Origin of the sequence: Vibrio sp. 10N.247.310.23, assembly GCF_041467155.1 — a bacterium.
Classification (GTDB): Bacteria; Pseudomonadota; Gammaproteobacteria; order Enterobacterales; family Vibrionaceae; genus Vibrio; species Vibrio crassostreae_C.
The window spans coordinates 66,322-80,513 of the sequence record NZ_JBFSTZ010000006.1 but is presented as its reverse complement, the minus strand read 5'-3'; the positions used below and the strand labels follow the sequence as shown (position 1 = coordinate 80,513).

The window sequence follows — 14,192 nt, the reverse complement described above, 5'->3', positions numbered from 1 at the left end:
CAAATACTGACTGGGGCGGCTGAATCAGCCTAATCCAATAACGTGAAACAAAAGGTCTGAAAGATAGAACATCTTACCTCTGTACCCTACAAGATTTAATGTACAACAATTGCTCAGAAATGAAAACAATTTTTGTAGTTTTTTTTCATGAATGTTTTATTAAAACATCTAAGTTCTTTTCACAGCTTATCTTTATTCGAGACAAAAAAAAGCCAGTGTTTGTGCACTGGCTCATACTAATTTGCTTAATAAGGTCAAAAACTGATTAGTGGGCTTGATCCCAGTTATCACCGTGGCCAGCTTCCGCCACAAGCGGCACTTCTAGTTCTGCCGCGGATTCCATCAATTGTTGTACTTTACTTTCAATTTCGGCTAAAGCTGACTCTTCCACTTCAAATACCAATTCATCGTGTACTTGCATCAATAACTTAACTCGACCATCGCCTTCCGCTTGGATCCATTCATCAACCAATAGCATCGCTTTCTTGATGATATCTGCCGCTGTACCTTGCATTGGCGCGTTGATCGCTGCGCGCTCAGCAGCTTTACGACGCATGCCATTACGAGATTGAATTTCAGGAAGGTGCAAACGACGACCGTAAATGGTTTCAACGAAGCCCTGCTCTGAAGCAGCACTGCGCGTGTCTTCCATGTACTGCATCACACCAGGGTAGCGCTCGAAGTAAGTATCCATGTAGTGCTGTGCTTCGCCACGAGGAATACCTAGCTGCTTAGCCAAACCAAAGGCACTCATACCGTAGATAAGACCGAAGTTAACGGCCTTAGCACGACGACGTTGTTCCGTCGTTACATCCTCAATATTAACGCCGATGATCTCAGCCGCAGTTGCTGCGTGGATATCTTTACCTTGTTGGAATGCTTCCAGAAGCGCTTTGTCACCCGATAAGTGCGCCATGATACGCAATTCAATTTGAGAGTAATCGACCGCTAGAATCTTCCAACCATGCTGTGCAACGAATGCTTGGCGGATACGACGACCTTCATCATTACGAATTGGGATGTTCTGTAGGTTTGGATCAGTAGAAGACAAACGACCCGTCGCCGTTACCGCTTGGTGGTAAGACGTATGAACACGACCCGTTTCAGCGTTGATCATCTTCGGCAGCTTATCGGTGTAAGTTGATTTCAGCTTCGCAAGACCACGATACTCAATGATCAGCTTAGGTAGCGGGTAATCCAGCGCAAGTTCTTGCAGCACTTCTTCATTGGTTGAAGGTGCGCCTGATGGCGTTTTCTTGATAACAGGCAAGCCCATTTTTTCAAAAAGGATCGCTTGCAGCTGTTTTGGTGAGTTCATGTTGAACTCTTGCTCTGCAATCTCGTAAGCTTTCTGCTCTAGCTCATCAAGACGAACCGCAATCTCTTGCGATTGAGCGCCTAGCAACATGTCGTCGATGAATACACCTGTGCGTTCAATACGAGACATCACTGGAATCAGTGGTACTTCGATCTCTTCATAAATCGCTTTTAGCTTTTCGTCTTGCTCGATGTTTTCCATTAAACGGTTATGAAGACGTAGCGTGACGTCCGCATCTTCTGCAGCGTATGGAGACGCCTCACCCAGCTCAATCTGGTTGAAAGTAAGCTGCTTCTTACCTTTACCTGCGATTTGCTCAAATGAGATGCAGCTGTGCTGAAGGAAACGCAGCGCTAGGCTATCCATATCATGCTTGCCGCCAACGCTATTAAAAACATAAGACGCTAGCATGGTGTCGTGCTTGATGCCTTTCATCTCGATACCGTAGCGCGCTAAAACGCTCATATCGTACTTCAGGTTTTGACCGACTTTAGCCTGTGCGTCATCTTCAAGAATCGGCTTAAGCTGTTCAAGTACCCAATCACGGTCGAGTTGTTGAGGTGCATCTAGGTAATCATGGGCAACCGGTACGTAAGCGGCAACGCCTTCTTCGGTTGCGAATGATAGACCAACAAGGTTAGCCACCATGTAGTCCAAGCTATCCGTTTCAGTATCAAAGGCAAACACCTCTGACGCTTTCAGTTTCTCTAGCCACGCATTAAAAGAGGCTTCATCTAGGATGGTTTCGTAGTTGCTGCGATCAATCGTCACTGCAGAGGTGTTCATTTCTACAGTAGATGTAGTTGATGCCTCGCTGCTGCGCACTGCACCCGACTTCTCATCCGCCTCAACCACACCGCTGCCGCCTTCAAGTAGCTCGTTCAACCAAGATTTGAAGACCAGTTGACCGTATAGCTTAATCAGCTCATCCGTATTTGGTTGTGCTTTTACAAGCGACTCAGGTGTCTCTTCTAACTCGACGTCCAGTTTGATCGTTGCAAGCTCGTAAGACATCTCAGCGTTGTCTTTATTATCAATCAGCTTCTTAGCCATGGTTTTTGAACCACGGAAGCCAAGAGCGGCAATATCATCCAGGTTTTGATACAGCTTTTCGATGCTACCAATGCCTTGTAGTAGAGCAGTTGCTGTTTTGTCACCAACACCTGGAACGCCAGGAATGTTATCCACTTTATCGCCCATCAGTGCAAGGTAGTCGATAATCAGCTCAGGTGGGATGCCAAACTTCTCTATCACGCCTTCGCGATCCATAACCACGTTGGTCATGGTGTTGATCAAAGTAACGTTGTCATCAACCAGCTGCGCCATATCTTTATCGCCAGTACTGATCAAAACCGGCATGCCCGCTTTAGATGCTTGAGAAGCTAGCGTACCAATCACATCATCCGCTTCAACTCCGGGAATAGAGATAAGTGGCAAACCCATTGCACGAATCACATTGTGCAAAGGCTCAATCTGGCAACGAAGATCATCAGGCATAGGTGGACGATTTGCCTTGTACTCTGGGTACATGTCATCACGGAACGTCTTTCCTTTCGCATCAAAAATTACCGCAATACGATCAGAAGCAAATTGACGCATCATGCTGCGCAGCATGTTAACTACACCGTAAACAGCGTTAGTTGGGATATCACCATTGCTCATTGTGCCAGGGTAAGCATGGAACGCGCGATATAGGTAAGAAGAGCCATCGATCAGAATCAATGGATTATCAGGAATACGAGCCATAATGTTTGTGTATCCAGTAAGTACAGAAATTATCTGTTAAGAATGCCACGTCTGTTGGTTGGATTCCACGTTGTCGATCTGTATCCGTTCACTCGGTTGTGTTCGTTATAATCGATTTGTTGTTATTTTTTGTTCTTAGACGCAAGCGTTCTGTGGATAACTCTGTTTATATTATTTATCCACCCTGTTGAGAACTAAGGTGAACAACTCAAAAAACACCAATAAACAACTGAAAATAAAGAATAATTTTACAGATCGAACAGATGATCAACGATCTTTTCTCGATCTTGCGTTGTGGAAAAGAATGCTGATGGCGTTTTATTCATAAAAATACGTGCCACTAAATATGCATCTTGTTGAAATGGTAGGTATAAAAAAAGCGACACCCGAAGATGTCGCCTAGCAAAAACCGGTAAAGCCATTCAAATTGAATACCACAGCTTTACCTAAAAGCTATAAATTACACTGGAAGCAATGTGAGCAATGTCGTGTCAAAAAGAACTTAGTACAAGTTCGCGAGAATTCTGTTGGGTAACCAAGTAGATACTTGAGTACTTAACATCCTTGTGAACATTTCCTCATTCCCTAAGACGAAGTTAATAATAATGATTCTCATTTAATAGTCAATAATTAAATGATAATAAATCTCATTTGATTTATAAACCGTTAACAGCAGTGCTTAAATTTGCTTCAAAAAATGGATTCTATGGTCATTAATGTCTTCTTTTTCTTCAAATCTTTCGATTAGGTAACCGTTTCTCAATAACAGGCGCAACATTGCAGGGAACTGGTTACGAGACTTAACCTTTAACTGTCTGTAGCCCTGCTCTTTCGCCCACTGTTCCTGAACGTCTAATTGCGCCTGTGCAACGCCTTTGTTCCTCGCGAGCGGTGACACGCCACCAAACCAGCTGTAAAAAGTATCTTGATCCAATTCATAGCCGATCTTAAAGCCAAGCAACACGCCAGCTTCTTCAGCCACTAAGATAAGGCTCTTTTTCCCTGCCAGCCGCTCTGACAGAGAAGCGACACTCTCTTTTTTAGCGAACTCAGAGATCTGCTCGACCACAGACACCACTTCTTCTAAAGAACCTTCACGTACGACAACTGACATCTTATTCATCCTTATAAACGAAAGGGCTGGCACAATGGCCAACCCTTTACTGATCACTTAAGTGAGATCTACACGGTTACTTTTCTTTTAAATGCTCAGCAGCTTGTGCGTTATCTTCAGCAAGCCACTCTGCGACATCTTTAGCGAAGTAAGTAAGAATGCCATCAGCGCCAGCACGCTTAAAGCACAACAGTGATTCCATGACGGTTTCGCGCTCTTTCAGCCAGCCGTTTTGAATCGCCGCTTTGTGCATCGCGTATTCACCAGATACTTGGTAAGCAAACGTAGGCGCTTGCAGTTCGTGCTTAACACGACGAACAATATCAAGGTAAGGCATGCCTGGTTTCACCATCACCATGTCCGCACCTTCATTAAGATCCATCGCGACTTCATGAATCGCTTCATCGCTGTTGGCTGGATCCATCTGGTAGTTCTTCTTGTTACCACCTTTCAGGTTCGAAGCACTGCCAACTGCATCACGGAATGGGCCGTAGTAGCACGATGCATATTTTGCAGAGTACGCCATAATCTGAGTATGAATATGGCCCGCTTCTTCTAACGCTTCACGGATCTTACCAATGCGACCATCCATCATATCCGATGGGGCAACTACGTCAGCACCCGCTTCAGCGTGTGATAATGCTTGCTTGATCAAGACTTCAGTCGTCTCGTCATTCATCACGTAACCGTCTTCATCGATGATGCCGTCTTGGCCGTGAGTGGTGAACGGGTCTAGTGCTACGTCAGTAATAACGCCAATGTTTGGCACATGCTCTTTTAGTAAACGTACAGCGCGCTGCACCAAACCTTCTGAGTTATTAGCTTCAGCTGCGCATAAACTTTTAGCATCTTGGTTCACGACTGGAAATAGAGCAATCGCAGGAACACCCAGCTTTGACAGGTAATCTGCTTCCTCAAGCATGTAGTCGATCGACAAGCGTTCAACACCTGGCATTGACTCGACAGGCTCGCGGCGGTCTTTACCCATCAGGATAAACATTGGGTAGATTAGATCATCCACAGACAATTGATTTTCTGCCATTAGGCGACGGCTAAAGTCGTGCTTACGCATACGGCGCATACGGCGACCTGGGAATTGACCTTGAATTGAAACAGACACTAGATTCTCCTTGCCTAGTCTAAGCACCGAAATACTTAGATATGAAAAGTGCTAAATACAGGCAAAAGCATATCACTGATGGCTCAGGACGCTAGCAGTAAAATATGAAACCCACTCAAAAATAGGGATAAATGGCAAAAAATGACCTTCTCCTCACACTGCCGTATACTCATGACAACTCAGTAAAGACCGCTTTCAGGACAAAACAATGATCGACACCCATGCTCATATTTACGCTAGTGAATTCGATGAAGACCGCGAACAAGTTGTGCAGCGCGCACTGGCTCAAGGGATTGATACCATTCTATTGCCGAACATCGATTTAGAATCTATCGAACCAATGTTAGCAACGGAAGCGCAGTTTCCTGATGTGTGCCGTTCAATGATGGGCTTACACCCTTGTTATGTGGATGCGAATATCGAGCAAACCCTCAAAACCATTCGAGCTTGGTTTGATAAGCATGACTTTATCGCCGTGGGTGAGATTGGTATCGACTTGTACTGGGATAAAACCTTCAAGGCTGAACAAGAGATGGCGTTTGTGACTCAACTGCAGTGGGCAAAAGAGCTTGATCTACCTGTGGTGATCCACACTCGTGATTCCATTGAAGAGACACTTGCCCTACTTCGTAAAGAACAAGATGGCAGCTTACGCGGGGTATTCCACTGCTTTGGTAGCAGCTTAGAGGAAGCTCAAGCGATCAACGAGCTAGGCTTTCATTTAGGTTTAGGCGGCGTTTCGACCTTTAAGAACTCTGGGATGGACAAGGTGATCCCACATCTCGATATGGATTACGTCATTCTAGAGACAGATTGCCCATACTTGGCACCAACACCGAATCGCGGTAAACGCAATGAACCAGCCTACACAGAATTAGTAGCAAAACGCATCGCCAAATTACGCGGAATTACCCTTGAAGAAGTCGAAAACATAACCACCAAAAATGCTAAGGCATTGTTTAATTTATGACAAATCTATTAATAAGTAATTATTACGGATTTTTCCTGAATTTATTTGAGAAAGCTAAGTGACATGTATAGTATCAACCACCTGCATATAGAGGTAGTTGATTATGTGTGACCATTCACAACACTTACAACGTCAACATCGAACCCTATGGCATAAAATTTTGGGCATCAAAGAGCTCTATATATGTCAGAACTGTGGCTATCAGTTAAAGATTCGATAAACAGACATAATAAAAAAGCGGCCCTAGGCCGCTTTTTTATTATGTGATTTTTACTGAAGCATTCCGAATCAAGATTCAGCTTCTTCCTCTTCATCCGCATCTGGCTTACGCGTATAAAAGCGTGCGAAAAACAGACCAATCTCAAACAGAATACACATTGGAATCGCCAACAGTGTTTGCGAGATCATATCTGGTGGTGTCAGCATCATACCGATGATGAAAGCACCCACCACAATGTAAGGACGCTTTTCAGACAGAGATTGAGGCGTTGTTGCCCCCGTCCAACACAACAAGATAATCGCAACAGGCACTTCAAAGGCAATACCAAAAGCAAAGAACAGCGCGAGTACAAAATCAAGATAGCTTGAGATGTCGGTTGCGAACTCTACTCCCCCTAATGATATGGCCGTAAAAAAGCCAAATACCAACGGGAATACAATAAAGTAAGCGAACGCCACACCACAGTAAAACAGCAATGAACTTGAAGCCAATAGCGGCATGATCAAGCGTTTTTCATGCTTGTATAAACCCGGAGCAACAAAAGCCCACACCTGATACAAAATAAACGGAACCGCGAGGAATATAGACGCGATCAAGGTTAATTTCAGCGGTGTGAAAAATGGCGATGCAACATCGGTTGCGATCATCGTCGCCCCTTCCGGTAGACGATCTACCAAAGGTGCTGATACGAATTCATAAATATCATTAGCAAAATAAATTAGCCCGACAAATATCACTAGCACCGCGACAATCGCACGTAGTAGGCGATTACGTAGTTCTAGAAGGTGGCTAATTAAAGGCTGTGTCTGCTCAGTCGAAGACATGTCAAACCTCTTAAACAGGAAGATCGAAAAGGAGCCGCGCGTGTATCTATCCAGTTGAATTGGTATCCACTTGAATAGTTATTTACTTGAATAGATATCTATTTAAACATCTAGCGAATCAAGTATCCGGCGACTCCTCCTTGCGAGACTATTCGGCTTTCTTATCTGACGGTGCTGAAGCTTCGCTGTTGACCTGAATGGTTTCAGATTCCACAGTTTCCATGACACTAGGTTTAGTCTCACTTGGCTTATCAGACTCAGGCTTAGCATACGGACGTTGAACCTCAGCAGCGGCCTGCTTGAGTTCATCGACTGACGCTTTAAGGTCTGGAGATAAATCTTCCATACCCATTTTTTCCGCCTTGCGTAGGTTTTCTTGCAGCTCTTGCACCTTAAGCTCATGAGAAAGTTCATCTTTCACACTGTTTGCCATGCTTTTCGCTTGTCCAACAAACTTGGAAATACTGCGAATCGCCACGGGCAAACGCTCAGGCCCTAAAACCACTAACCCAACGACAGATATTAATACCAGTTCCCAAAAACCGATATCAAACACGATTTACGCCTGCTCTTTGTCTTTCTTTGTTTCAGCAGTTGTTTCAGCGTGAGCTTCTGTCTTCTGCTGTTCAATATTCTTTGGTTCGAAGTCTGCATCTTTCTTATCTGCAGGCTTGTCTTCATCGCTCATCGCTTTTTTGAAGCCTTTAACCGCTGAACCTAAGTCACCACCCATACCGCGCAGTTTCTTTGTTCCGAATAGCAAAATTACAATTACAGCAATGATTAGAAGTTGCCAAATACTGATACCACCCATTGTCATTGTCCTCGGGTCTGTCTACACATAAAAATATTAAGAGAGTCTACTGTCTAACGACGGTAAGCTCGCCAACTAAGCAACCAAAATGTGACACCTGCGATGCCACAGCCCATAGATAGCTGCTCATAAGGGCTTGAAACTAATATTGCGGAGCATACGACTAAAGTGGCTCCAACGCCAAACAAAAACTTTCCAGTTGCTTGCTGACGCTTACTATCTCGGTAACCTTGATAAAGCTGATCCATTCTGTGGTTCATCGCTTTACCTTGGCGCAAGCTGTCATAAAGTAGCTCTGGCAGCTCTGGCAGTTTTTCTGCCCAGAATGGCGCACGCTCTTTTACTGCGTTGATCACAGCTTGCGGCCCCACCTGATTCATCATCCAGGTTTCAAGGAAAGGCTTCGCCGTTGCCCACAAATCAAGTTGCGGATACAGCTGACGGCCTAGGCCTTCGACATACAACAAGGTCTTTTGCAGAAGCACCAACTGAGGTTGAACCTCCATGTTGAAACGTCTTGCTGTATTAAATAAGTTTAGCAACACATGGCCAAATGAGATCTCACCAAGTGGTTTTGCAAAAATTGGCTCACACACCATGCGAATCGCGAACTCGAAATCGTTAACGTTGGTGTCGTGTGGCACCCAACCCGAATCCACGTGCAGCTCTGCGACTTTACGGTAATCTCGATTGAAGAAGGCCAGCAGGTTCTCTGCTAAATAACGCTTATCTTCGCTGTTGAGCGTGCCAACAATGCCACAATCCAAACCAATCCACTGAGGGTTGTCTGGATTTTCTGGATTAACGAATACGTTACCCGGGTGCATGTCGGCATGGAAAAAGCTGTCTCGGAATACTTGAGTGAAGAATACCGTCACACCACGTTCTGCCAACAATTTCATGTTAGTGCCGTTGGCGTTCAGAGTTTCAATATCGGAAACCTGAATACCATAGATTCGCTCTGATACCATCAGGGTTTCACTGCTTAAATCAGGGATAACCTCTGGGACATACAGCTCTTCGCTGCCTTCAAAATTACGTCGCAGCTGAATGGCATTGGCTGCCTCTCGGCGCAGGTCCAGTTCATCAATTAACGTTTTTTCGTACTCGTGAACGACCTCAACCGGTTTCAAACGACGTGCTTCAGGAAGCGACTTAGCGACTATACGCGCCATTCGGTGCATCAGTTTTAGATCTGCATCAATCACCGGGCGAATATCAGGTCGAATTACCTTCAGAACAATCTCGCGGCCGCTCTCTTTTAGCTTTGCAGTATGCACCTGAGCAATAGAAGCAGAAGCCAATGGCTCGATATCAAAGTCGGTAAACCAGTTATCTAGACTGCCACCCAGTGCCTTTTCCATGTCTTGCTTGGCCAGTTGACCATCAAATGGCGCCACTTGGTCTTGCAATAAAGCCAATTGATCAGCGATATGAGGAGGAAATAGGTCACGACGCGTTGACATCATTTGACCAAACTTGATCCACACAGGCCCTAACTCTTGCAAAGCGAGACGCAAGCGCTGACCCAATTCTTTATCTTGATGCTTGTTCTTGAGCCAAAACAGAGACTTTCTCGCTAACAATGGGGCTTTAGTCAAATGGTGCTCAGGCATCAATTCATCAAGGCCGTACTCTAACTGTACCTTGATAATATGATAAAGACGTTTCAGTTCTGTTGGGGTCATGCTTTCTCCAACAGAGCGTTCAACTTAGCTTCAAGGCGAGCTACCGAGCTTTTTACGTCATCAACCTGATCGCAAAAATGCACTACTTCTAACGGAGCCGGTGCAATCTTCCACTCTTCTGTCAGAATCTGAGCAACATGGTTTTGATGCTTAGTTGCTTGCTTCGCCACAAAACCACCGACGTTTTTAACGCCTTGTACCACGGTATGCGCAACCACATCGCCCGTTACGCGCGATAGCCACTCTTCTAAGTCCGGCTTGCAGTCTGTCATCAGCTGAGCAAATTTCTGAGCCAGTTGAATATCACCCTCTAAGATCAGCTTATCTTGCTTGATCAGCTTGGTGATGTTCGATTGCTCACGCAGTTCAGGCAGTACCGATAGGTTCAAAGATAGGTAGCAATCAGGCTGCCCTTCGTATTCCGACAACACATCGATCTGTTGGCTGAAAACGAAAGTGAGTGTTTTATTCAACTCTTTCAAATTAACTTGAATGATCTGCCCCTTTAAACGAGACAAACGACGAACCAAGGCTGGATCATCGTTCACGAAAGTATTTAAAGAGGTTTCAATAACCGCGGTTACCAATGGATCAAATGGCATGACTGTCCTTACCTTTGAAAACGGATAAGCCTTAACCTATCCGTTCTATCTTTATTCTTATTGTTTAGCACGCTCGGCGAGCCTGCTACCAAGCTCGACTAGAACTTGTAACCGCGGTGCAGCGCAACAATGCCGCCCGTTAGGTTGAAGTATTTTGTATTTTCAAAGCCCGCTTCTTGCATCATGCCTTCCAAAGTCTCTTGATTTGGGTGCATACGAATAGATTCTGCAAGGTAACGGTAGCTGTCTGCATCGTTAGCAATCAACTCACCCATTTTTGGCAACAGGTGGAAAGAGTATGCGTCGTAAACCTTTGATAGTGGCTCAAGCACTGGCTTAGAAAACTCAAGAACCAACAGACGGCCACCCGGCTTAAGTACGCGGTACATAGAACGCAGCGCTTGGTCTTTATCGGTTACGTTACGCAGACAGAAGCTGATCGTAATGCAATCGAAGTAGTTATCTGGGAATGGCAACTCTTCAGCGTTCGCTTGTACGTAGTGTACGTTGCCAACAATGCCGCTATCACGCAGCTTATCACGGCCAACATTCAGCATTGAGTTGTTGATATCAGCAAGAACCACGTGGCCTTTTTCACCAACGATACGCGAGAATTTCGCAGTAAGGTCGCCAGTACCACCACCAAGATCTAGGATACGCTGACCAGGGCGAACGCCACTGCAATCAATCGTGAATCGCTTCCACAAGCGGTGAACACCACCCGACATTAAGTCATTCATGATGTCGTATTTAGCGGCTACAGAGTGAAATACCTCTGCTACTTTCGCGACTTTTTCGTCTTTCGCGACTGTTTCGAAACCAAAGTGTGTGGTTTCTGACTCTACTGCTGAATTTGTCTGCACGCTTGTGTCCATAATGCTGTTATCTACCATGGTAAGTTCTCATCGACAGCACGCTCCGTGTTTAGAGGCGCTGCGGCCGATTAGTTTACTTTATCCTCAGCGGGTTGTCTTTCTACTAAGGAGGCATTTTCTGAAAAAGCCTCATTTTGCGCCATTTCGGCCAAACCAATCGAGATCGGTTTCTTCACTTCAACACCCAATTGCTTGAAGCTTTCGGCCTGACGAATCACGTTGCCTCGCCCTGTGACTAGCTTATTCATCGCCCCTTGATAACTTTGGTTTGCTCTATCAAGTGAGCTGCCAAGGCCTTCCATATCATCAACAAACAGGCGCAGCTTGTCGTAAAGCTTGCTCGCACGTTCTGCGATAACCTGTGCGTTCTGGTTCTGTCTGTCGTTACGCCACAGGTTATCAATTGTACGCAGTGCCACCAGCAAAGTGGTTGGGCTGACCAAGATGATGTTTTGCTCCATCGCATCTTTCACCAAGCTAGGATCCGCCTGAATCGCCACTTGGAATGCTGGTTCAACCGGGATAAACATCAACACATAATCCAAGCTTTGGATGCCTTTGAGCTGATGATAATCTTTCTGGCTCAAACCTTTGATGTGCGCTCTTAACGACACCAAGTGATCACGCAATGCAGCATCACGCTGCTGGTCGGTTTCAGCATTGAAGTAACGCTCAAACGCCACCAAAGCCATTTTTGAATCCACCACCACTTGCTTGTCTTGTGGCAGATGCACAATCACATCTGGCTGGTAACGCTTGCCCGCATCGTTTTGCAGGTTCACTTGAGTTTGGTATTCATGACCTTCGCGCAGCCCTGATTCTGCCAGCACCCGTGCCAGTACTACTTCGCCCCAGTTACCCTGCTGTTTATTATCGCCCTTTAGTGCTTGAGTCAGGTTCACCGCTTCACGCGTCATACTCTCATTAAGACGCTGCAGGTTTTTAAGCTCATGCACCAAAGTATGACGCTCTTTGGCTTCTTGGCTGAAGCTGTCGTTCACTTGTTTCTTAAAGCCTTCCAACTGCTCTCTTAGTGGAGACAACAAACCTTCTAGGCTCTGCTTATTCTGCTGATCGACCTTGGCGGTTTTGGTTTCAAACAGTTGGTTCGCTAACAATTCAAACTGCTGCTTAAGTCGTGATTCAGCTTGCTCTAGCAACTGCAGCTTTTCGCTATTGGCGAGGTTTTCTTGGTCATGCCTTGCTTCTTGCTCGCGCAGCTCGGCTTCTAATTCAGACTTATGATCTTTAAGCACATTGATCTCATCAGCGTACTGCTGGCGCTCTTGCTTTACCGCCTCAAAGTAGCGCAGTTTTTCCATTGCAGCCATCACCTTACCGTGCGCCTGCTTGAGCTCGAATGCCGCTTTGTCTCGGTCATCATCTAACTCATCGAGCTCTTGTTGCGCCTCTGCGAGTGATGCTTTGAGCTGAGCTTGCTGAGATTCATGCAACAAACGATCGGACTCTAGCTGCTGCTCGAGCAATCGCTGCTGAAAAGAGAGCTTCTGTTTAATCCACCAACCCACCACACCGCCGCTGACGAGCGCGCCAGAAATTGCAGCAATAAGCGTTGCCTGATGTTCGATAATCCATTGCATGATAATGATTTAGCCTAATTGGAAATAACTCATTAAATGGTATTTTGATACTGGATAAATGTCCAGTTTGCCGTATTAAAATTCGACAGATAGACTAGGCGCTCCGTATTCTGTCCCATCAAATTAGAATGAGTTGCCATGAACGAACGTCGTGCCTTGGGCTTTGGCCTTTCCGCAGTACTGCTGTGGTCAACGGTCGCTACTGCTTTTAAGCTGACCCTTGCTGAGTTTTCACCTATTCAAATGCTGACTATCGCTAGCATTGTGTCGTCGATTGCGCTGATCGCAGTCTGCGCCTTTCAAGGTAAGCTCTCTCAGCTGAGTACAACGTTCCTTTCAAACCCTTGGTATTACCTGCTGCTCGGCTTGGTTAACCCATTGGCTTATTACCTGATTCTATTCAAAGCCTACGACCTACTGCCCGCTTCTCAAGCTCAAGCCATCAACTACAGCTGGGCTATCACGCTAACCTTAATGGCGGCGGTTTTTCTGGGGCAAAAGATTCGTAAGCAAGATTGGATTGCGTGTACCTTCAGCTATGCGGGTGTGGTAGTTATTGCCACCAAAGGCGATGTGTTAGGCATGCAGTTCGATAGCCCACTCGGTGTGGCACTGGCGCTGCTTTCTACTCTGCTTTGGGCGGGATACTGGATTCTAAACACCAAAAACAAGGCTGACCCTGTGATTGGCGTATTGCTTGGTTTCTTAGTGGCATTACCTTTCGCGATCGGTTTAACCCTTTACGAAGGCGAGAGCTTTAGTCAAATCACAGCAAAAGGTTGGATGGCTGTGACTTACGTAGGCCTGTTCGAGATGGGCATTACCTTTGTCTTGTGGCTCTCGGCATTAAAACTGACCAACAACACGGCACGTATCAGCAACCTAATTTTTGCCTCGCCGTTTATCTCGTTGATGCTACTTTCCACTATTATCGGCGAAGAGATTCACCCAGCGACCCTGTTTGGCTTGGTACTGATCATTGCCGGCCTTGTTATCCAGCAGATCAAATGGGGAAAGAAGAAAAACAACCTCAGCCCTGAAAGTTAATGCCCAGAAAGATTAGGATTATCGCACTACGCGACTTCCCGAATTATCAACGATAACAAGCTTTGAATACAAAAATGGCGAGTCCTATGACTCGCCATTTTTATTTTAATTATTAAGCATCTACCTCTAGAGTCATGTTAGTTCCCTAATATTTCACTGAAGTCATTTTCAGCGAATAACCCCAACACCTCCGATATTCAAAAACACCACATCAAAAAGTTCGATATAGATTGCTATAAGTTTTACTAATAAG

General features: G+C 45.5%; 12 protein-coding genes. 2 read left to right on the top strand and 10 right to left on the bottom strand.

Annotated features, from left to right (window positions below; genetic code table 11):
- Positions 1–265 precede the first annotated feature (265 nt).
- From polA to hemB, 3 genes are all read right to left on the bottom strand, one after another.
- Positions 266–3,064, bottom strand: a complete 2,799-nt coding sequence (polA, locus tag AB6D93_RS06325) for a DNA polymerase I (RefSeq protein WP_102332591.1) — start codon at positions 3,062–3,064, stop codon at positions 266–268.
- A gap of 679 nt (positions 3,065–3,743) precedes the next feature.
- Positions 3,744–4,178 (bottom strand): GNAT family N-acetyltransferase, encoded by a 435-nt coding sequence (locus tag AB6D93_RS06320; RefSeq protein WP_017063054.1) that lies wholly within the window; start codon positions 4,176–4,178, stop codon positions 3,744–3,746.
- A gap of 76 nt (positions 4,179–4,254) precedes the next feature.
- Positions 4,255–5,298, bottom strand: coding sequence for a porphobilinogen synthase (gene hemB / locus AB6D93_RS06315; protein WP_102332590.1), 1,044 nt, complete (start codon positions 5,296–5,298; stop codon positions 4,255–4,257).
- Positions 5,299–5,506: 208 nt separating this feature from the next.
- Here hemB and AB6D93_RS06310 point away from each other — a divergent pair, with 208 nt between their 5' ends.
- Positions 5,507–6,268 (top strand): TatD family hydrolase, encoded by a 762-nt coding sequence (locus AB6D93_RS06310; protein WP_102332589.1) that lies wholly within the window; start codon positions 5,507–5,509, stop codon positions 6,266–6,268.
- 288 nt (positions 6,269–6,556) lie between these two features.
- On the opposite strand, the gene tatC is transcribed toward AB6D93_RS06310, so the two are convergent.
- The 7 genes from tatC to rmuC all read right to left on the bottom strand — a co-directional run bounded on the left by tatC (position 6,557) and on the right by rmuC (position 12,892).
- The gene (tatC, locus tag AB6D93_RS06305) at positions 6,557–7,312 is read right to left on the bottom strand and encodes a twin-arginine translocase subunit TatC (RefSeq protein ID WP_017060156.1); all 756 of its coding nucleotides are present in this window, start codon (positions 7,310–7,312) and stop codon (positions 6,557–6,559) included.
- Between the two features lie 148 nt (positions 7,313–7,460).
- A complete protein-coding gene (tatB, locus tag AB6D93_RS06300) occupies positions 7,461–7,868 on the bottom strand; it encodes a Sec-independent protein translocase protein TatB (RefSeq protein WP_017060155.1) in 408 nt (135 codons plus the stop codon).
- 3 nt (positions 7,869–7,871) lie between these two features.
- Positions 7,872–8,126, bottom strand: a complete 255-nt coding sequence (gene tatA / locus AB6D93_RS06295; RefSeq protein ID WP_017060154.1) for a Sec-independent protein translocase subunit TatA — start codon at positions 8,124–8,126, stop codon at positions 7,872–7,874.
- A 53-nt stretch (positions 8,127–8,179) separates the two neighbouring features.
- On the bottom strand, positions 8,180–9,814 hold the full coding sequence (gene ubiB / locus AB6D93_RS06290; protein ID WP_102332588.1) for a ubiquinone biosynthesis regulatory protein kinase UbiB: 1,635 nt from the start codon (positions 9,812–9,814) through the stop codon (positions 8,180–8,182).
- Positions 9,811–10,416, bottom strand: coding sequence for an SCP2 domain-containing protein (locus AB6D93_RS06285; RefSeq protein WP_102332587.1), 606 nt, complete (start codon positions 10,414–10,416; stop codon positions 9,811–9,813). Before AB6D93_RS06285 ends, ubiB begins: the two co-directional genes overlap by 4 nt.
- A gap of 98 nt (positions 10,417–10,514) precedes the next feature.
- Positions 10,515–11,294: a bifunctional demethylmenaquinone methyltransferase/2-methoxy-6-polyprenyl-1,4-benzoquinol methylase UbiE gene (gene ubiE, locus AB6D93_RS06280; protein WP_026012235.1), complete on the bottom strand. Its 780-nt coding sequence runs from the start codon at positions 11,292–11,294 to the stop codon at positions 10,515–10,517.
- A gap of 65 nt (positions 11,295–11,359) precedes the next feature.
- Positions 11,360–12,892, bottom strand: a complete 1,533-nt coding sequence (gene rmuC, locus AB6D93_RS06275) for a DNA recombination protein RmuC (protein ID WP_017063049.1) — start codon at positions 12,890–12,892, stop codon at positions 11,360–11,362.
- A 138-nt stretch (positions 12,893–13,030) separates the two neighbouring features.
- On the opposite strand from rmuC, the gene AB6D93_RS06270 reads away from it, so the two are divergent.
- On the top strand, positions 13,031–13,939 hold the full coding sequence (locus AB6D93_RS06270) for a DMT family transporter (RefSeq protein ID WP_102332586.1): 909 nt from the start codon (positions 13,031–13,033) through the stop codon (positions 13,937–13,939).
- The last annotated feature ends 253 nt before the right edge of the window (positions 13,940–14,192 follow it).